A 16,878-nucleotide genomic window follows, 5' to 3' on the forward strand; every position below is an offset into this window, starting at 1 on the left:
CGCAGTCATCATCCCCCAATTTCCGGGGGCGTAACATCTGATGCCCACCATCATCGTCTCCCCTCTCAAAACCATCGGCGAAATGGCCGGGCGCCACAAGGCGCGGGAAATGATCAGTTTGATCGCCGAGAACCATGACTTTCATCGACCGGGCATCATCGACCCCGCCCGCCATCTGACCGTCGCGGTCAACGATATCGCTTTTGCCGGCAAGGAAGGGCTCATCGCGCCGCAGGAGGCCCATGTCGCCGCAATCGTGGATTTTGCGCGTGGCTGGGATACACAAGCGCCCTTGCTGGTACATTGCTGGATGGGCGTGTCACGCTCGCCGGCAGCGGCACTGATTGCCGCGCTCGCGGTTGATCCTGACCTCGATGAACAGGAGCTCGCCATGCGCTTGCGACAGGCATCCGCCCAAGCGACACCAAATGTGCGGCTAGTCGAGATCGGCGACGCGATGCTTGGACGCTCGGGTCGTCTTGTCTCAGCCGTCAAGGCAATCGGCCGGGGGACAGACTATGCCGGAGATGCGCCGTTTATCCTTAGGTGGTGACCAGCGCCTCCTCGAGTGGCACAGCTCGAAACTCCTTGCTTGGAGTGTCCGGCAGCAACATCTGGCCGTGGGCCAGCACGAGCGAATGCAATTCCGCCTGGATCAGTTTCAGCACCTGGTCACTGCGCAGAATAGTGTTCTCGTCGATCTCCATGAGATTACAGGCGGAAATCTCCATCAGCCTCAGCTTCTCTTCGGCAAGAGCGTCGATCCGCTTGATGAGCGCCAGCTTGAGATAGTCGGAGATGAACTTGTCCTGGAAGGCACTGCTGCCTTTGAAATGCCCGTAGCAGTAATAGTCCCAAGCGCTCGTCTCGCGGTCCCCTACCTTGATGATGAGCTTCGAGAATTTCTTGCTGCCGCTCCTGAACACCTTCTCGGCGATATTCCGCATCGCTTGCCGGGCATAGTCATCAACAAGCCCGCGATACACACATGCAACAAAATCCCCGTTTTTCAGGAGCAACGCTGACAAATTGGCCTCCTGCGCCCCGCACGCGCCGAATCTTGAAAGCCAATGTGACAGTTTTTTGACGCTCTTACCAGTGTCGCGAACACGATAGCCCATTGGGGCACAACCCTCGCGCAGGTTTCGAATTCGGATCCTCCTGCCGGTGGAATGCTCAGTCCGCGGCACTACTACTGCAGCAATTGCAGCATGTTGGCCGTGCTCCCATTGGCGATCGACAGCGCCTGGGTGCCGAGTTGCTGCTGTGCCTGCAGTGCCTTCAACCGTGTCGATTCCGCCGACAAGTCGGCGTCGACCAGACGCCCGATGCCCTTGTCGACGACCTTCATGAACCTGTTGGCGAAATCAGCCTGAAGCCCGATACGGGTTTGCATGGCGCCGAGATTGGAGGCGATCTCTGTCATCTTCTCCGCCATGGCGTCGGTGACGGAAATCATCTCCTCGAGATCGGTCGTGGGCGTCGTTGCGGTCAGCGTGATCTCCGCGTGACCCGGATTGTTGGCGCCGTTGAAGAGCACCCAGTCGGAGGCGGTTGCCAGCGCATCGGCAAAAGCCGAGTTGGTGACGATGCCGCTATCGCTGCTGTAGTCGTCGACGAGGTAGAAGACCTGCGTGGTGTCGAAGACCGAGGTCATGTCGTAGGTGATCGTCTTGACAGCAACGTCGCCGGACTCGCCACGCACGAAGGAGCCGACGACCTGCTTGGGGCCATCCTGTGCCGCCGACTGCATCAGCAGCCAGTTTTCGCCCGAGAAGGTGGCGGCCGAAGCGATCGAGCGTATCTGGTTCTTGAGCTCGGTGATTTCCGAATTGATCTTCAGCTTGTCGACGCCGGGTTCGCGAGCCGCGACCAGCCGCGCTTTGATCTCCGCCATCACATCGACCGCATCCGACATGCCGACATAGGCGGTGTCGACCATGGCGGCGCCGAGCCCGAGCGCATCCTGCACGGCGGAAATCGCCCCACTATCCGAGCGCATCGTTGTTGCGATGGACCAATAGGCTGCATTGTTCGACGCTTCGGTGATGCGCAACCCGGAACTCACATTGTCCTGCACGTCGGCCATGTTGGTGTCGATGGTGCGCAAGGTGCTGAGCGCCAACTTTGCGGCATGATTGGTGTGGATGCTGTTCATAACAAGACCTTTGAAAAATAGCTGCTCGTCATGAACAAAAGGGAATGCGGGCAAATATTAACAAACATGGCTAACAAAGGGTAAATGATGCGGTGCGAAATGTGGGGTGATGGCTGCTTATGGCTGGCGGCAGGCTGTGTGATCCTGGCGCGGAGAAAGCCGCCAGATGGCGACTTTCAAAGCGGAAGCGGCGGGCGTTACCTCGCCTTTTCGCGCCACGCCGTGTGGCCGGTAAGCCTGGACATCGAAGCACGATACTCATCTTCTGACGTCGACCACCGAAGGCGGGCATACTCTTCCACATCAGGTCCCACCAGATAGCGCAGTCGGGATGAGGCATCGGTCGCCGCACGGTAGATCGTTTCAACGACGGCCTGTTCCTCGGTGGAGTCAAAAGGGTAGTTAATCATCGATTGCAGAGCGTGATCGAAATAGTCCTTGTAACTTTCCGGTACGGGCGCTGCTTGCGACAATGCCATGCCGCTAGCGGTGAAGTTGGTCGTGCGAATAGCGCCGGACTCGACGATCCTCACCCGAATATTCTGCGATTCAAGTTCGTAGGACAGCGACTCGGAGAGGCCCTCTGCGGCCTGCTTCGATGCGACATAGAGTGACAACAACGGCACCGCCGCGATGCCGACTCCCGAAGTGATATTGACGATGGTGCCACCGCCGCGCCTGCGGAGATGGGGCACGGTGGCGCGGATGACGTTCATGACGCCGAACACATTGGTCTCGAATATCCGCCGCGCGGCCGCGTCGGGCGTGATCTCGAACACCGAGACCATGGTGATACCGGCATTGTTGACGACGGCATCCAGACCGCCGAAGCGCTTGATTCCAGCTTCGACAGCCAGCTCGACACTAGCCGAATCTGAGACATCCAGCGCTTGGATCATGATGCGGTCGGGATACTCGATCGCCAGTTCCGGCTCCGGGTTTCGCATCGTCGCGATGACGTTCCAGCCGTGGGCGGCGAAATGTCTTGCAGCCGATTTGCCGACGCCGGACGAGCAGCCGGTGATGAGGATTGTCTTGGTCATTCGATTTATCTCCGTTTCGTGATGTCGCACCACTAGCCTGCAGGATTATATTGATCCATAATGGATTATCTCATTTTTGTTATGGATCGTCTCAATGGATGCGTTGACGGACATTATTCAGCTACTGCGGCCGCAGACAGTGCTTCTCGGAAAGTTGGCGGCCTGGGGCAGTTGGGGCGTGCGCGTGCCACCCCAATTGGGGCCGACCTTCTATTTCGTCAGCGAAGGTCGATGCTGGTTTCAGGAGCATGAAGGTGAATTGCTCGAACTGCAGGAAGGCGACTATGTGCTGTCAGCCCGACCACTGGCCGATGTATTCCTCAGCGCACCCGGCATGGCAACCGTGCTGTCGGATGACGCTTTCAAGACCATCCATACCGTGGATGGCGAAGTGCGGATCGGCGAGCCCGACGGCACGCAGGCCGCACGCATTCTTGGCGGGCTGGTTGTCTGCGATCCCGCGAATGCCGACCTGCTGGTCAAACTGCTGCCGCGCTATCTTCACCTTCGTGCCTCGGACGAAGGAGCCAGCAGATTGCGCACCCTGATCTCGACTATTCTCGATGAGGCGGATGGCACCCGCCCTGGGCGGAATGCGGTGCTATCGCGATTGATCGAGGTCATGCTGATCGAAACCCTGCGCCGGGAGGCTTCGTCGCTGCCACAACCGGGTGTTCTGCGCGGGCTTGTGGACCCGCAGCTGGCGCGCGCGCTTGCGGAGATCCATGCCGATGTCGCGCGTGGCTGGACGGTCGGCGAACTTGCACGGCGGGCAAGCATGTCGCGCGCGGTGTTCGCGCGGCGTTTTGCCCAGGCCGTGGGCTCAGCCCCCGTGGAATACTTGCTGAGCTGGCGGATGGCACTGGCCAAGGACGCACTTCTTCATGGCCGAGGCTCGCTTGAGGAGATCGCGTTCAGGATCGGCTACAAGTCAGCCAGCGCCTTCAGCACCGCCTTCAGTCAGCGAGTCGGCTGCCCACCGAGCGAATACGCGGCGGGAGTAAAAGTCCGAACTTGAATTGCGCCTGCTTGTGGAATTCCACCCCTGCCCTTTCATTTTCCCCGGACATGACTATGTTCCGGCCACGCCAAATCACCATGAGACGAAGCCATGCCCGCAGATATGAACCGCCTTGCCGCAACCATCGCCGCCGAAATCAATGCGCGGCGCGAACAGGTCATCGCCGCTGTCGGGCTGATCGACGAAGGTTCGACGATCCCGTTCATCGCGCGCTACCGCAAGGAAGTCACCGGCGGGCTGGACGACACGCAGCTGCGCAATCTCGGCGAACGGCTGATCTATCTCAGGGACATGGAAGCCCGGCGCGACACGATCCTCGATTCGATCGAGACGCAGGGCAAGATGACCGATGAGCTGAAGGTGAAAATCCTTCAGGCCGACACCAAGTCGGTGCTCGAAGACATCTACCTGCCCTACAAGCCCAAGCGCCGCACGCGCGCGCAGATCGCCCGCGAGCGCGGCCTGCAGGGCCTGTCGGATGCCATCCTTGCCAACCGGCAGGCCAATCCGCTTGATCTCGCCGCAGCCTTCGTCAAGGACGAGGTGACCGATACCAAGATGGCGCTTGAGGGCGCGCGCGACATCATCGCCGAAGATCTCTCCGAAAACGCCGAGCTTCTGGGCCGCCTGCGCAACCACATGCACCAGAAATCCATGCTGGTGGCCAAGGTGGCCGACGCCAAGAAGGAGAACGCGCAAAAATTCTCCGACTATTTCGACCACAAGGAAGCCTGGTCGAAGGTGCCGGGCCATCGAGCGCTCGCCATGCTGCGCGGCTGGAACGAGGAAGTGCTGTCGGTGACCATCGAGACCGACGCCGACGACCTCTCTCCGGTCAAGCCTGCCGAGACCATTGTTGCTTCGGCGCTGGAAACACGCACCTCAGGCGCGGCTGATCTCTGGCTCAAGGACGTGGCTGGCTGGGCCTGGCGCGTCAAGCTCAACTCGTCGTTGTCGCTGGAACTGATCCGCGACATGAAGGAGCGCGCCGAGGAAGAGGCGATCCGGGTCTTTGCCCGCAATCTCAAGGACCTGCTGCTGGCCGCCCCCGCCGGCACCCGCACCGCCATCGGCCTTGATCCCGGCATCCGCACCGGCGTCAAGGTGGCCGTCGTCGACCAGACCGGCAAGCTGCTCGACACAGCAACGGTCTACCCTTTCCAGCCCAGGAACGACCTGATCGGCGCCCAGACCGAGATCGCAGCGCTGATCCGCAAGCACAAGGTCGACCTGATTGCCATCGGCAACGGCACCGCCAGCCGCGAAACGGAAAAACTCGCCGCCGACCTTATCGAAAAGCTGCCGGCACCGCGTCCCACCAAGGTGATCGTGTCGGAAGCCGGCGCTTCGGTCTATTCCGCCTCGGAACTGGCCGCCAAGGAATTTCCGCAACTCGACGTGTCGCTGCGCGGCGCCGTGTCGATCGCGCGCCGCCTGCAGGATCCACTCGCCGAGCTCGTCAAGATCGAGCCGAAATCGATCGGCGTCGGCCAGTACCAGCACGACGTCGACCAGGCCAAGCTCGGCCGCTCGCTGGATGGCGTGGTCGAAGACGCGGTGAATGCTGTCGGCGTCGATCTGAATACCGCTTCCGCACCGCTTCTGGCGCGCGTGTCGGGGCTGAACAGCACGCTGGCGACCCAGATCGTCACCTATCGCGATGAGAACGGCGCCTTCAAGAGCCGGCAGGAGCTGCTGAAAGTGCCGCGTCTCGGCGCGCGCACATTCGAGCAGTGCGCGGGTTTCCTGCGCATCGCCGGCGGCAAGGAACCGCTGGATGGCTCCTCGGTGCATCCGGAAGCCTATGGCGTGGCGCGCAAGATCATCGCCGCCTGCGGTCGCGACCTGCGTTCGCTGATGAGCGACGGTTCGGCACTGAAGGGCATCGATCCGCGTCAGTTCATCGATGAGAAATTCGGCCTGCCGACTGTCAAGGACATCATCGCCGAGCTGGAAAAGCCCGGCCGCGACCCGCGTCCGGAATTCAAGACGGCGACATTTGCCGACGGTATCAACGAAATCAGCGACCTGCGCCCCGGCATGGTGCTCGAGGGGACGGTCACCAATGTCGCGGCCTTCGGCGCCTTTGTCGATATCGGCGTCCATCAGGATGGGCTCGTGCATGTCTCCGAACTCGCCGACAAGTTCGTCAAGGACCCGCACGAAATCGTCAAGGCCGGCCAGATCGTCAAGGTGCGGGTGGTCGAGGTCGACGCCAAGCGCAAGCGCATCGCGCTATCGATGAAGAAGGAAAGCTCAGGCCCGCGTGAGCCGCGCGAAGATCGTAATCGCAATGCTCCGGTGCCGGCGGCCAGGATGACGACCAAGCCGCAGGCACCAAGCCAGGGCGCGTTCGGGGCGGCGCTGGCAGAGGCGATGAAGAAGAAGTGAGCGATTTCGGCGGGAAGGCTGTGGTCGTACGTATCGCGTCTTGGTAACCCTTCCGGCCTGAAAGGAACAGTGCAATGCAGATCATTCAAAGCCCGCTCGATGTCATATTATCTGTGCGTTCGCCTTTGGCGGGCTTGAAAGTGCTCGATATCGGCTGCGGGACAGGCGCATTCGCACGAAGCCTGATTGCGGAAGGTGCTGAGGTCAGCGGTATCGATCCCGGCTCCGAGGCGATTGAAAAGGCCATAGCCACCGTACCGAACGGCCATTTCACCGAAGCCGGCGCACAAGCGCTTCCCTATGACGATGACACATTTCATATCGCGGTCATGGTGTTCTCGCTCCATCATGTGCCGCATAAGGCAATGACGGCGGCTTTGAGCGAAGCGCTTCGCGTGATTCGCCCCGATGGGGACTTGGTGATCATGGAACCTTTGGCGAGCGGCAGCTATTTCGATGCGCTCAAGCCGATCGAAGACGAGACGATCGTGCGTGGACAAGCGCAGCAGGCTATCGAGGCAGCGATAGCCTCCGGAATTCTCGCGCGAAAGCACGGCTTCACCTTCAACCGGCAGGAGCGCTTCGCTGACGTGAATGGCTTTCTCGATCGCGTCGTATCCGTCGATCCGGCGCGACGAGCCATCATCGATCAGGACAAAGAGGCAATCACGGCCAATGTACTGGCCGTTGCCACCCAAGGCGACGACAACGCGCTCATCCTCGATCTGCTGATAAAAGTGGACGTATTCCAGCGACCGTGAGCGCGCGGATCGCTTTCGCCAACAGCAGCTAGGCCGAAAACACACCCTTCCCCACCAGCCGCTCGCGATCATGCGACCGGCCGAAATCGATGTCCGGCCCCTTCGGCACGATCCCTGTCGGGTTGATATGGGCGATCGAATAGTAGCCATGCTTGATCTGCTCGAGTTTCACGGTCTCCGAGATCCCCGGCCACTGGTAGAGTTCGCGGGTGTAGTTTGAGAGATTGGGATAATCCTCGATCATGCGGATGTTGCATTTGAAATTGCCGAAATAGGCGGAATCGAAGCGGATCAGCGTGACGAACAGGCGAATGTCGGCCTCGGTGAGGTACTCGCCGGCGACGTAGCGATGGTTTTCAAGATGCAGTTCGAGCTTGTCAAGCATTTCGAACAGTGCATTGACAGACGTTTCATAGGCGCCCTGGGTTTTGGCGAAGCCTGACTTGTAGACGCCATTGTTGACCGCGTCGTAAATCAGAGCATTCCAGATATCGATCGTAGGACGCAGCGCCTCGGGATAGAAGTCCTGCTTGTTGCCGGTTATGGCGTTGAACCCGCTGTTCATCATGCGAATGATATCGGCGGATTCATTGTTGACGATGCGGCCTTCCTTGCGGTCCCAGAGCACTGGCACCGAGACCTTGCCGGTGTAATGCGGGTCGCTCGCGGTGTAGAGTTGGTGCTGATAGGAAATTTTCGGCGCCTTGTCCCCGGCATCCTGTGGCACGTTGTAATGCCAGCCATCCTCGCCGAGTTCCGGCTCGGAGATGGAAACCGGGATCACATCCTGCAGGCCCTTGAGATTGCGCATGGCTAGCGTTCTCGAGGCCCAGGGGCAGAGGTAGGAGACGAAAAGCTGATAGCGGCCTGCTTCGGCTGGAAAGCCCGGTTGGCCATCCGGTCCGGGGCCGCCACCTGGTGTGATCCAGTTGCGGAATTTGGTCGGCTCGCGATGAAAGGCGCCGTTCTTCATTTCGGACGCGGCGACGTCATCCTTGATCCATTGGCCATTTACCAGCTGCGGCATGGTGTTTCTTCCTGCTTTGTCTTGCTTTGAACTTGGCTGGAAAATGCCCCCCGGAACGCAATTGCGCAATGCCGCCCGGGGTTGACGGATTGTCAAGTGAAAGTGACATCGGAGCGATGATGACTGACTTGGATAAAGGACAATCAATCGCCCGACGGCGGCCATTGCTGGGCGGAGTGCAAGATGTGATGGATAGTGACCACATCATCCCGCACATCATAAATCGCGATGTAGGGACTTTCACCGATGACCAATTCACGCGTGCCATCAATCCTGCCCGGCTTTCCGGAATGGGCAAACATCTCAAGCTGCTGCACCCGTTGATGGGTGCGTTGATGGAGCCTCAATGCGGCTTTGCGATTTCGAGGATGGATGTAGGTGACCAGTTTGAGCAGCTCAATGTCGGCGATCAGCGTCCATTTCACCGTCACTTGATGCCGGCCTCACGATCGAGCCTATCCAGCAGATCTTCAACATGCTGCATGACTTCATCATGGGTGTAAAAAACAGCATCCGGCCTCTTGATATAATCAAGAGAAGCCTGAACCTTTCTCCGAAACCAGGCATCGTACTCCGCCTGCTCTTCCGCACTCAGAACCTTCTGCGGCCCCCATATGCTTTCGTCGATGATATTCTCTTCATCTGACTCGATCGGCGCCTGCGGATTTTCATCGAAGCCATCTGGATCGGGCATCGCAAGTTCTCCTTTTGTGCCAGGATAGCAAATCACTATCCAGACACAAGCAAATTCGGGAGATCAGACCAGACCACAACCCATCATTGCGAGTAGTCGAGACCCATTTCGCGGAAGCGTTCGGGGTCGTCGCCCCAGTTTTCGCGAACCTTGACGAACAGGAAGAGATGTACGGGCTGTTCGAGAATCTCGGAGATTTCCTTGCGAGCCGCCATCGAGATCGACTTGATCGCTTCGCCGTTCTTGCCGAGTGCGATCTTCTTCTGGCTGTCGCGCTCGACGTAGATCACCTGCTCGATGCGGACCGACCCATCCTTGCGCTCTTCCCACTTTTCCGTCTCGACATGGGAGGCGTAGGGAAGCTCCTGGTGAAGGCGGAGGAACAGTTTTTCGCGGGTAATTTCAGCGGCGAGCTGGCGCATCGGCAGGTCGGAAATCTGGTCTTCGGGATAGTACCACGGACCTTCCGGCAGCTCGGCGGCGAGACAATCCATAAGGTCTTCGCAGCCCGAACCGTTGAGTGCCGAGATCATGAAGGTGCGTTCGAAATAGACCTTGTCGTTGGCGGCTTGCGCGAGCGCCAGCAGGTCTTCGCGCTTGACCTGGTCGATCTTGTTGAGCAGCAGGATCTTCGGCTGCTTGACGTCCTTTAGTGCTTCGAGGATCTTGTCGGCATCGCCCTTCAGGCCGCGCTCGCTGTCGATCAGCAGCACGATGATATCGGCATCCTTGGCGCCGCCCCATGCCGTGGTGACCATGGCGCGATCGAGCCGGCGCCGTGGCTTGAAGATGCCCGGCGTGTCCATGAACACGATCTGTGTCCTTTCATGGATGGCGATGCCGCGAATGATCGCCCGCGTTGTCTGCACCTTGTGCGAGACGATCGACACCTTGGCGCCGACCAGCCGGTTGACCAGCGTCGACTTGCCGGCATTGGTGGCGCCGATCAGCGCCACGAAGCCCGAGCGTGTCGGAGCCGCCTCTTCGACGGGCTCGCCAGCTGTTTCAGTGATATCCATTGTCTCTTCCAATCAATTGTCTGACGCTTCGGGCAACCATATGCCTTCGCGTTCCAGCATGCGTCTGGCGGCAACCTGTTCGGCGGCTCGCTTGGAGCGATCGACGCCGGTTTCGGGTGCAATGCCTGCGATCTCGACCACGACGGTAAATTGCGGCGCGTGGTCCGGTCCGCTACGATCTTCGATGCGATAGTTCGGCGCGAAGCCGAATTTCTGGTGCGACCATTCCTGCAATTCGGTCTTGGCGTCGCGCCGCATCGGCTCGGGGCTGGTCGCACGCTCCGTCCATTGCCGCAGGATGAAGCCGCGCGCGGCTTCCAGCCCGCCGTCGAGATAGATCGCGGCGATCAGGCTTTCCACCACATCGGCGCGCACATTCTTCATACGCTGACCGGTGATCTTTTTCAAATCGGCCCCTGTTCTGATGTAGCGGTGCAACTCGATCTGGTCGGCGACATCGGCGCAGGTCTCGGCCGATACCAACTGGTTCAGCCTGACCGACAGTTCGCCCTCGCCCGCATTGCGGTAGGTGGTGAACAACAGTTCGGCGATGCAGAGGCCAAGCACACGGTCGCCCAGGAATTCGAGCCGCTCATAGTTGCCGCCTTTGGCAATGCGCGCGCTCGAATGGGTGATCGCCCGGTCGAGGCGATCCTTGTTCTCGAAGGTATATCCTAGCAGCCCTTCTAGGCTGTCCCGCTCTGCGCCGGACAGGGCCGAATTGCGGCTCATTTTATGCTCTTGAAGAAGCGCGAGTAGCGCAGGTTTGCCGGCCACTTCCAGACCTGCAGGAAGGGCGTCTCATTGCCGATCGAGAAGATGATGAAGCTCGCACGGCCGACGAGATTTTCTTCCGGCACGTAGCCGACGGAAAAGCGGCTGTCGGAGGAATTGTCGCGGTTATCGCCCATCATGAAGAAGTGCTTGGGCGGCACGACGAATTCCTGGGTGTTGTCGCCATCAGAATGCGGGTTGAGGTCGAGCGTCTGGTAGGTCGCACCGCTATCGAGCGTTTCGCGGAACACCGGAACATTCTCGTATTTGTCGAGGCTGAACTGGACACCCACGCCGCCAGTGTCGGATTCGTTGGTGCTGAAAGTGCCTTCAGCAACGCGCGGAACCGGCGTGCCATTGATGTTGAGCACGCCGTCGATCACCTGCAGCTTGTCGCCGGGCAAGCCAACGACGCGCTTGATGTAGTCGATCGAGGGATCGCTCGGCAGGCGGAAGACCACCACGTCGCCACGCGTCGGTTCGCTGCCGAACAGGCGGCCCTTGAACCACTCGGGATTGTAGACGGGTAGAGAGTAGCGCGAATAACCGTAAGAGAATTTGTTGACCAGCAGGTAGTCGCCAACGAGCAAGGTCGGGATCATCGATCCCGAGGGGATGGTGAAGGGCTGGAGAAGAACGGTTCGGATGACCGCGGCAAGCAGGAATGCCTGAAACAGCACGACAATAGTTTCCCAGAAGGCATTTTTTTCTTCCGGCTTATTCTGATCGCTCACGCTCATTCATTCCTCTTGCGTAGTAACTGCAGGACTCTCTAGCTTTTTCCTGCTTGGTCGGCAACCCGCTCGAATATTCGGGCCGGTCGATTATTCGGGCAAAGCTTCGATGATGACGAAGGCCTGAGCCAGCGGGAAATCATCTGTAATGGTGACATGTATGGCAGGTTTATGACCGTCCGGGATCAACGAAAGCAGCCGGGCTTCGGCGCCTCCGGTCAGCTTCATGGTCGGCTTGCCGCTGGGAAGATTGACGACGCCCATTTCCCGCCAGGCCACGCCCATCGACAGGCCGGTGCCGAGTGCCTTGGAACAGGCTTCCTTGGCCGCAAAGCGCTTGGCATAGGAGGCAGCGCGGTTCTTGCGACCGTCCGACTTCTTGCGTTCGATCTCTGTGAAGCAGCGTGCGGCGAAACGCTCGCCAAACCGTTCCAGCGTCTTTTCCACGCGTCTGATATCGATCAGGTCACTGCCAATGCCGACAATCATGGTGCAACTTCCCATTCAGGTGCTTTTTGGCAAGCATGTAGACCCGAAATGTGGCGCTGAACAGGGTTGCGGAAAAAATAAAGGCCGGCACACCTGCGCCAGCCTGCATCCGGGAGACCTGCTCCCTATATAGGTGCCAGGACCTTAGAGAAGGCCGAGCGAGCGATTGCGAAACATGCCGCGGTCGATCTGGCGCTGACGGTATTCGAGGTCGACACGGTCGGCGCTCGCATTCAGGTAAGCCATTTCGCGTTCTTCGATCGACGGGGCACGCAGCTTGTGGGCGATCTTCGATACATAACCAAACATTTCATTCTCCTTTATGTTTCTGTCTTCTCCTCCCTTCTCGTTACTTAAGATAAATCTTTTGCTGCAATGCACAAGTTTCGTTTAGTCTTTGCTGCTATGCAGTGGAAGCATAGCGAGTTAATTGATGGTCACATTTTCGTCATATCACGGCGCGGAAATAGGCACACGCCATGCATTTGATGCAATTGAGCCAACAAGTTACACTTGGTTAAGGTCTGATATAGAGGTAACCCTCGGCCTGCAGGTCGGCGATGCGAACCACACCGCCCTCCTCCGCAACCTCGAACCCGCCAAGCAGATCGCTCGCCTGCAGCTTCTGCGCCTTCATCGTGTTGCCGCAAGCAACGAAGCCGACGCCATCGGCAGCGCGCTTGTCGATCTGGTTGCGGATATCCGGATTGGCCTTGGAGGACACGAAGGCCTCGAGCGCCGGACCATGAACCACCAGCACGATCTTGACCTTTGAGGGCCCGCCCTTGCCGACGATGTGGTTCTTGATATTGCCCATGACGAAATTGACGCGGGTCGGCTCGGAGAGATGATAGACCACCTTCTGCACGGGCGTCACTGGCGTGATGGCGCTCGCCAACACCGGCAGGATGGCGGATGCAGCCGCGCCGCCGGCGAGACCGGGCAGCAGGCGCGAGAAGATCGAACGTCGGGAAAAGAGCATGGCAGTGGCCTTTCTGCGCAATTACTGTGTTGTCACACCCTTCATCACCTTGGCCTTGATCTCATCGTCATAGATCACGGCGGCACAATCCTTGAGATCGGTGCGATCCAGCCGGAAGAGCTTGTCGTCGGAGCCGAAGCGCGCTGCCTTGGGTAGCTCGGCATCGGGCGCATCGTCGGCGGAGGATGGATCGTAAAGCCTGACGCTTTCGGGAATTTCGACAAGCAAGGACGTGTCGTTCTTCACGCGCACCGAGAGACTGCCACCGTCGCAATCGATGCCGCAGCCGAGCGCCTTGCCATCGGACCCGACGCCACAACTGCCCGACACCTGGAACGGTTTGTTGAGCTGGCGAAAGTTCACCTGCATGTTGACGCTATAATAGGGGTCCGAGCCTTCCTGCTTGTGCACGTAGACGAGCATGTCGGTGACATTCTGGTCGGGATGGCTCTTCAGATGCGCCTTGGTGTAATGGCGGACGAAACAGGCATTGGCGGCACTGTTGCCGGGGTCGCGGCCGAAGATCTTGATGATGTCAGATGCGCTGTCGGCATGGGCAAGTGCAGGCAACGCCAGCAATAGAGTGGCGGCAGAGAATTGGCTTAGCAGCGAAAGGCGCATGGCAGGCTCCCGATCAATATCCCGGAGATGGATGAAGTCTATGTCATGACGTGTGGAGGGGGAAGAGTATTCGGAGAGGCCGAGAACTGGCGCCCGCAGGCCCCCTCATCCGGCCTTCGGCCACCTTCTCCCCGCTGGGGAGAAGAGGGAGTTCGTGGTCCCACCTCACGCAATACGCTATGTTTGAATGTAAGTTGGCGGTAGTTTGCTGCGCCGGTTCAACAAGTTAACTCTTCTCCCCAGCGGGGAGAAGGTGGCCGAAGGCCGGATGAGGGGGAGCCTCAATTGGCAATGCTGCAGTTCTAATCAAACACCCGCTTCACCGTTGAAATACACTGCAGTTCCTTCAGCTGCGCGAGGATGTGGCTGAGCTGGCGCAAATCCCAGACTTCGAGGTCGAGCGCCATTTCTGTAAAGTCGGAGGCGACGTTGGTCATCGACAGGGTGCGGATATTGCCGTCCGCAGTGCCGATCGCCTGCGCCACGGTCGCCAGCGTGCCCGGCTCGTTGATGGCGTTGATCAGCACGCGCGCCATGAAGCGGGCCTTGTTGGCTTCATCGAGATCCCAACGGATATCGATCCAGCGCTCCGGCTCTTCATCGAACTTCTGCAGCGATGGTGACTGGATGGGATAGATTGTGATCGTGTGCTTGCCATCGTGGATACCGACGATGCGGTCGCCGGGAACCGCGCCCGAAGGCGAGAACCGCACCTCGATATCGCTCGACAGGCCGCGGAACGGCTGCAATTGCTCCTGGCTATCCTCCAGCGTATCGCCGGCGACCCGCGCCTTCTGGCCCTCGGGAATCTTGAACATCATGCCCTGGGCGCTGCGGACGTTGAACCAGCCTTCCTCGACGCTCTGGCGGACGGTGACGCGCTCATCCTGGTAATCGGGATAGATGGCGCGCAAAGCGTCAAGGGACGACATCTCGCCGCGGCCGACGGCAGCGATCGCATCCTCGACCTCCTTGTGGCCGAGCCGGTGCAGCGCCGGCTTCATGATATCGCGCGAAAACACCTTGCCTGCCCTCTCGAAGGTGCGTTCCAGAATGCGCTGGCCGAGTCCGGCATATTGCTTGCGGATCGCCAGCCGCGTGGCGCGGCGGATTGCCGAGCGCGCCTTGCCGGTAACGACGATCTCTTCCCAGGCGGCAGGCGGCACCTGCACGCCGGAACGAATGATTTCCACTTCGTCGCCATTGTTGAGGCGGGTCACCAGCGGCATGATCCGGCCGTTGATCTTGGCGCCGACGCAGGTATCGCCGACATTGGTATGCACCGCATAGGCAAAATCGATCGGTGTTGCGCCACGCGGCAGCGCGATCAGCTTGCCCTTGGGCGTGAAGCAGAACACCTGGTCCTGGAACAGTTCAAGCTTGGTATGTTCGAGGAATTCTTCCGGATTGTCGCCCTCGGCCAGCGACTCGATCGTCAGCCGCAGCCAGGAATAGGCGTTGGACTGCTTGGTGACCGAGTCATTTGCCTCGATATTGGTGCCGTCCTTGTAGAGCGTATGGGCAGCGATACCGTATTCGGCGATGTCGTGCATGCGCCTTGTGCGGATCTGCAGCTCGATGCGCTGGCGGGCCGGTCCTACGATCGTCGTGTGCAGGGACTGGTAGTCATTCTGCTTGGGATTGGAGATGTAATCCTTGAACCGCCCCGGCACGACGCGCCAGCGGGTGTGGACGATGCCAAGCGCCTTGTAGCAATCGGGGATCTGGTCGACGATGACGCGAAAACCATAGACGTCCGAAAGCTGCTCGAAGGACAGCGACTTCGACTGCATCTTGCGAAACACTGAATAGGCTTTCTTCTGACGACCCTTGACGAGTGCCGTCGTCTGGCCCTTGGCGGCCAGGAGTTCGGTGAGTTCCTTTTCGATGTCGCGCACGAGATCTGCATTGCGCTCGGAAAGCTCCTCAAGGCGCTTGGAAATCGTGCGGTGCGCTTCCGGATTGATGTGCCGGAAGGACAGCTCTTCCAGCTCGTCGCGCATGTCCTGCATACCCATGCGGCCGGCGAGCGGCGCATAGATATCCATCGTCTCTTCGGAAATCCGGGCCCGCTTCTCGGCCGTCATATGGTCGAGCGTGCGCATGTTGTGCAGGCGATCGGCGAGCTTGACGAGCAGCACGCGGACATCGTCGGAGATCGCCAGCAACAGCTTGCGCAGGTTTTCCGCCTGCTTGGCCTTGCGGGAGACGAGATCGAGCTTCTTGATCTTGGTCAGGCCCTCAACCAGCCGGCCGATATCCTCGCCGAACAGCCGGTCGATTTCGTCGCGGGTGGCTGATGTATCCTCGATCGTATCGTGCAGCAGCGCCACCGCGATCGTCGATTCGTCGAGGTGCATGTCGGTGAGGATCGCAGCGACTTCGAGCGGATGGGAGATGTAGGGATCGCCGCTGGCCCTCTTCTGCATGCCATGCTTCTGCATGGCATAGACGTAGGCCTTGTTCAGCAGTGCTTCATTGACATCCGGCTTATACTTCTGGACGCGCTCGACGAGCTCGTATTGCCGCATCATTGAAAAACTGCTCCTGAAAACAAATGAGCGCCGATCATAGGACCGGCGCTCCAATTCGCAATCGACTTAGCCACATAAGCGGAAAGTTTTTTAGAATGAATTAGAAATCGTCGTTCTTTTCCGGCGGCACGAGGCCTTCGATACCAGCAAGCAGGTCTTCTTCCGTCATCTGGTCGAAATTGACCGTCTCTGGCTGGTCGTCTTCCATCTCGCCATCGGCCTGGGCTTCGCCCGGGATCATTTGCGATGCATCGGGTTCCGGCTCATCGATTTCGACATGCTTCTGCAGCGAATGAATCAGATCTTCCTTGAGATCGTCAGGGGAAAGCATTTCATCGGCGATCTCGCGCAGTGCCACGACCGGGTTCTTGTCGTTGTCGCGGTCGATGGTGATCGGCGCACCCTGCGAAATCAGGCGCGCACGGTGACTGGCGAGCAATACCAGCTCAAACCGGTTGTCGACCTTATCAATGCAATCCTCTACGGTGACGCGGGCCATTGCCTGTCCTTTATATATTTCATCGTGTTCTGCTTATCCGGCGAGGCGTTACAGGCTTCCGGAGGCAAATTCAAGGCATGAATGGAACCTTTCGGCAAAAAACGCGTTTTTGGACCGATGCGTGCTGTCAC

At 59.2% G+C, this 16,878-nt stretch carries 19 protein-coding genes; 4 read left to right on the forward strand and 15 right to left on the reverse strand.

From position 1 onward, the window contains the following. Positions 1 to 40 precede the first annotated feature (40 nt). Positions 41 to 553 (forward strand): tyrosine phosphatase family protein, encoded by a 513-nt coding sequence (locus tag ACXHRN_RS15410; RefSeq protein ID WP_488637189.1) that lies wholly within the window; start codon positions 41 to 43, stop codon positions 551 to 553. Here ACXHRN_RS15410 and ACXHRN_RS15415 read toward each other — a convergent pair. The 3 genes from ACXHRN_RS15415 to ACXHRN_RS15425 all read right to left on the reverse strand — a co-directional run bounded on the left by ACXHRN_RS15415 (position 543) and on the right by ACXHRN_RS15425 (position 3,201). Next, positions 543 to 1,121 carry a hypothetical protein gene (locus ACXHRN_RS15415; RefSeq protein WP_488637190.1) on the reverse strand — a complete coding sequence of 193 codons (579 nt, stop codon included), beginning with the start codon at positions 1,119 to 1,121 and terminating at the stop codon, positions 543 to 545. The two genes, ACXHRN_RS15410 and ACXHRN_RS15415, sit on opposite strands and share 11 nt — an antisense overlap. A gap of 71 nt (positions 1,122 to 1,192) precedes the next feature. Further along, complete coding sequence (locus tag ACXHRN_RS15420) at positions 1,193 to 2,158, reverse strand: flagellin N-terminal helical domain-containing protein (protein ID WP_488637191.1); 966 nt, start codon at positions 2,156 to 2,158, stop codon at positions 1,193 to 1,195. A gap of 197 nt (positions 2,159 to 2,355) precedes the next feature. Beyond that, positions 2,356 to 3,201 carry an SDR family oxidoreductase gene (locus ACXHRN_RS15425; RefSeq protein WP_488637192.1) on the reverse strand — a complete coding sequence of 282 codons (846 nt, stop codon included), beginning with the start codon at positions 3,199 to 3,201 and terminating at the stop codon, positions 2,356 to 2,358. A gap of 94 nt (positions 3,202 to 3,295) precedes the next feature. On the opposite strand from ACXHRN_RS15425, the gene ACXHRN_RS15430 reads away from it, so the two are divergent. The 3 genes from ACXHRN_RS15430 (at position 3,296) to ACXHRN_RS15440 (ending at position 7,374) form a co-directional block, all read left to right on the forward strand. Beyond that, on the forward strand, positions 3,296 to 4,219 hold the full coding sequence (locus ACXHRN_RS15430) for an AraC family transcriptional regulator (protein ID WP_488637193.1): 924 nt from the start codon (positions 3,296 to 3,298) through the stop codon (positions 4,217 to 4,219). A gap of 93 nt (positions 4,220 to 4,312) precedes the next feature. Further along, complete coding sequence (locus tag ACXHRN_RS15435; RefSeq protein WP_488637194.1) at positions 4,313 to 6,613, forward strand: Tex family protein; 2,301 nt, start codon at positions 4,313 to 4,315, stop codon at positions 6,611 to 6,613. A 74-nt stretch (positions 6,614 to 6,687) separates the two neighbouring features. Next, complete coding sequence (locus ACXHRN_RS15440; protein ID WP_488637195.1) at positions 6,688 to 7,374, forward strand: class I SAM-dependent methyltransferase; 687 nt, start codon at positions 6,688 to 6,690, stop codon at positions 7,372 to 7,374. Between the two features lie 28 nt (positions 7,375 to 7,402). Here ACXHRN_RS15440 and ACXHRN_RS15445 read toward each other — a convergent pair whose 3' ends face one another. The 12 genes from ACXHRN_RS15445 to rpoZ form a co-directional block, all read right to left on the reverse strand. Next, the gene (locus tag ACXHRN_RS15445; protein ID WP_488637196.1) at positions 7,403 to 8,401 is read right to left on the reverse strand and encodes a glutathione S-transferase family protein; all 999 of its coding nucleotides are present in this window, start codon (positions 8,399 to 8,401) and stop codon (positions 7,403 to 7,405) included. Positions 8,402 to 8,544: 143 nt separating this feature from the next. Continuing rightward, on the reverse strand, positions 8,545 to 8,832 hold the full coding sequence (locus ACXHRN_RS15450; RefSeq protein ID WP_488637197.1) for a type II toxin-antitoxin system RelE/ParE family toxin: 288 nt from the start codon (positions 8,830 to 8,832) through the stop codon (positions 8,545 to 8,547). Continuing rightward, positions 8,829 to 9,095, reverse strand: coding sequence for an antitoxin PaaA2 family protein (locus ACXHRN_RS15455; RefSeq protein WP_488637198.1), 267 nt, complete (start codon positions 9,093 to 9,095; stop codon positions 8,829 to 8,831). The genes ACXHRN_RS15450 and ACXHRN_RS15455 overlap by 4 nt, the downstream gene beginning before the upstream one ends. Before the next feature lie 83 nt (positions 9,096 to 9,178). Beyond that, on the reverse strand, positions 9,179 to 10,114 hold the full coding sequence (era, locus tag ACXHRN_RS15460) for a GTPase Era (RefSeq protein WP_488637199.1): 936 nt from the start codon (positions 10,112 to 10,114) through the stop codon (positions 9,179 to 9,181). Between the two features lie 12 nt (positions 10,115 to 10,126). After that, on the reverse strand, positions 10,127 to 10,846 hold the full coding sequence (gene rnc, locus ACXHRN_RS15465; RefSeq protein WP_488637200.1) for a ribonuclease III: 720 nt from the start codon (positions 10,844 to 10,846) through the stop codon (positions 10,127 to 10,129). After that, positions 10,843 to 11,628 (reverse strand): signal peptidase I, encoded by a 786-nt coding sequence (lepB, locus tag ACXHRN_RS15470; protein ID WP_488637201.1) that lies wholly within the window; start codon positions 11,626 to 11,628, stop codon positions 10,843 to 10,845. Before lepB ends, rnc begins: the two co-directional genes overlap by 4 nt. A gap of 84 nt (positions 11,629 to 11,712) precedes the next feature. Next, positions 11,713 to 12,111 (reverse strand): holo-ACP synthase, encoded by a 399-nt coding sequence (acpS, locus tag ACXHRN_RS15475; protein WP_488637202.1) that lies wholly within the window; start codon positions 12,109 to 12,111, stop codon positions 11,713 to 11,715. Between the two features lie 144 nt (positions 12,112 to 12,255). Beyond that, positions 12,256 to 12,420, reverse strand: a complete 165-nt coding sequence (locus tag ACXHRN_RS15480; RefSeq protein WP_488637203.1) for a DUF3563 family protein — start codon at positions 12,418 to 12,420, stop codon at positions 12,256 to 12,258. 208 nt (positions 12,421 to 12,628) lie between these two features. Beyond that, on the reverse strand, positions 12,629 to 13,093 hold the full coding sequence (locus ACXHRN_RS15485) for a DsrE family protein (protein WP_488637204.1): 465 nt from the start codon (positions 13,091 to 13,093) through the stop codon (positions 12,629 to 12,631). A gap of 21 nt (positions 13,094 to 13,114) precedes the next feature. Beyond that, positions 13,115 to 13,714, reverse strand: a complete 600-nt coding sequence (locus ACXHRN_RS15490) for a hypothetical protein (RefSeq protein WP_488637205.1) — start codon at positions 13,712 to 13,714, stop codon at positions 13,115 to 13,117. Positions 13,715 to 14,016: 302 nt separating this feature from the next. Next, entirely contained in the window at positions 14,017 to 16,248 is a 2,232-nt protein-coding gene (locus ACXHRN_RS15495) for a RelA/SpoT family protein (protein WP_488637206.1), read from the reverse strand. 100 nt (positions 16,249 to 16,348) lie between these two features. Continuing rightward, positions 16,349 to 16,747, reverse strand: a complete 399-nt coding sequence (rpoZ, locus tag ACXHRN_RS15500; RefSeq protein WP_488637207.1) for a DNA-directed RNA polymerase subunit omega — start codon at positions 16,745 to 16,747, stop codon at positions 16,349 to 16,351. Positions 16,748 to 16,878: the final 131 nt, after the last annotated feature.

It is taken from the genome of Shinella sp. OV683 (assembly GCF_057787725.1).

Coding starts and splice junctions, on each gene's coding strand:
- ACXHRN_RS15410 (WP_488637189.1), top strand. CDS start 41: ATGCCCACCATCATCGTCTCCCCTCTCAAAACCATCGGCGAAATGGCC.
- ACXHRN_RS15415 (WP_488637190.1), bottom strand. CDS start 1,121: ATGGGCTATCGTGTTCGCGACACTGGTAAGAGCGTCAAAAAACTGTCA.
- ACXHRN_RS15420 (WP_488637191.1), bottom strand. CDS start 2,158: ATGAACAGCATCCACACCAATCATGCCGCAAAGTTGGCGCTCAGCACC.
- ACXHRN_RS15425 (WP_488637192.1), bottom strand. CDS start 3,201: ATGACCAAGACAATCCTCATCACCGGCTGCTCGTCCGGCGTCGGCAAA.
- ACXHRN_RS15430 (WP_488637193.1), top strand. CDS start 3,296: ATGGATGCGTTGACGGACATTATTCAGCTACTGCGGCCGCAGACAGTG.
- ACXHRN_RS15435 (WP_488637194.1), top strand. CDS start 4,313: ATGCCCGCAGATATGAACCGCCTTGCCGCAACCATCGCCGCCGAAATC.
- ACXHRN_RS15440 (WP_488637195.1), top strand. CDS start 6,688: ATGCAGATCATTCAAAGCCCGCTCGATGTCATATTATCTGTGCGTTCG.
- ACXHRN_RS15445 (WP_488637196.1), bottom strand. CDS start 8,401: ATGCCGCAGCTGGTAAATGGCCAATGGATCAAGGATGACGTCGCCGCG.
- ACXHRN_RS15455 (WP_488637198.1), bottom strand. CDS start 9,095: ATGCCCGATCCAGATGGCTTCGATGAAAATCCGCAGGCGCCGATCGAG.
- era (WP_488637199.1), bottom strand. CDS start 10,114: ATGGATATCACTGAAACAGCTGGCGAGCCCGTCGAAGAGGCGGCTCCG.
- rnc (WP_488637200.1), bottom strand. CDS start 10,846: ATGAGCCGCAATTCGGCCCTGTCCGGCGCAGAGCGGGACAGCCTAGAA.
- lepB (WP_488637201.1), bottom strand. CDS start 11,628: ATGAGCGTGAGCGATCAGAATAAGCCGGAAGAAAAAAATGCCTTCTGG.
- acpS (WP_488637202.1), bottom strand. CDS start 12,111: ATGATTGTCGGCATTGGCAGTGACCTGATCGATATCAGACGCGTGGAA.
- ACXHRN_RS15480 (WP_488637203.1), bottom strand. CDS start 12,420: ATGTTTGGTTATGTATCGAAGATCGCCCACAAGCTGCGTGCCCCGTCG.
- ACXHRN_RS15485 (WP_488637204.1), bottom strand. CDS start 13,093: ATGCTCTTTTCCCGACGTTCGATCTTCTCGCGCCTGCTGCCCGGTCTC.
- ACXHRN_RS15490 (WP_488637205.1), bottom strand. CDS start 13,714: ATGCGCCTTTCGCTGCTAAGCCAATTCTCTGCCGCCACTCTATTGCTG.
- ACXHRN_RS15495 (WP_488637206.1), bottom strand. CDS start 16,248: ATGATGCGGCAATACGAGCTCGTCGAGCGCGTCCAGAAGTATAAGCCG.
- rpoZ (WP_488637207.1), bottom strand. CDS start 16,747: ATGGCCCGCGTCACCGTAGAGGATTGCATTGATAAGGTCGACAACCGG.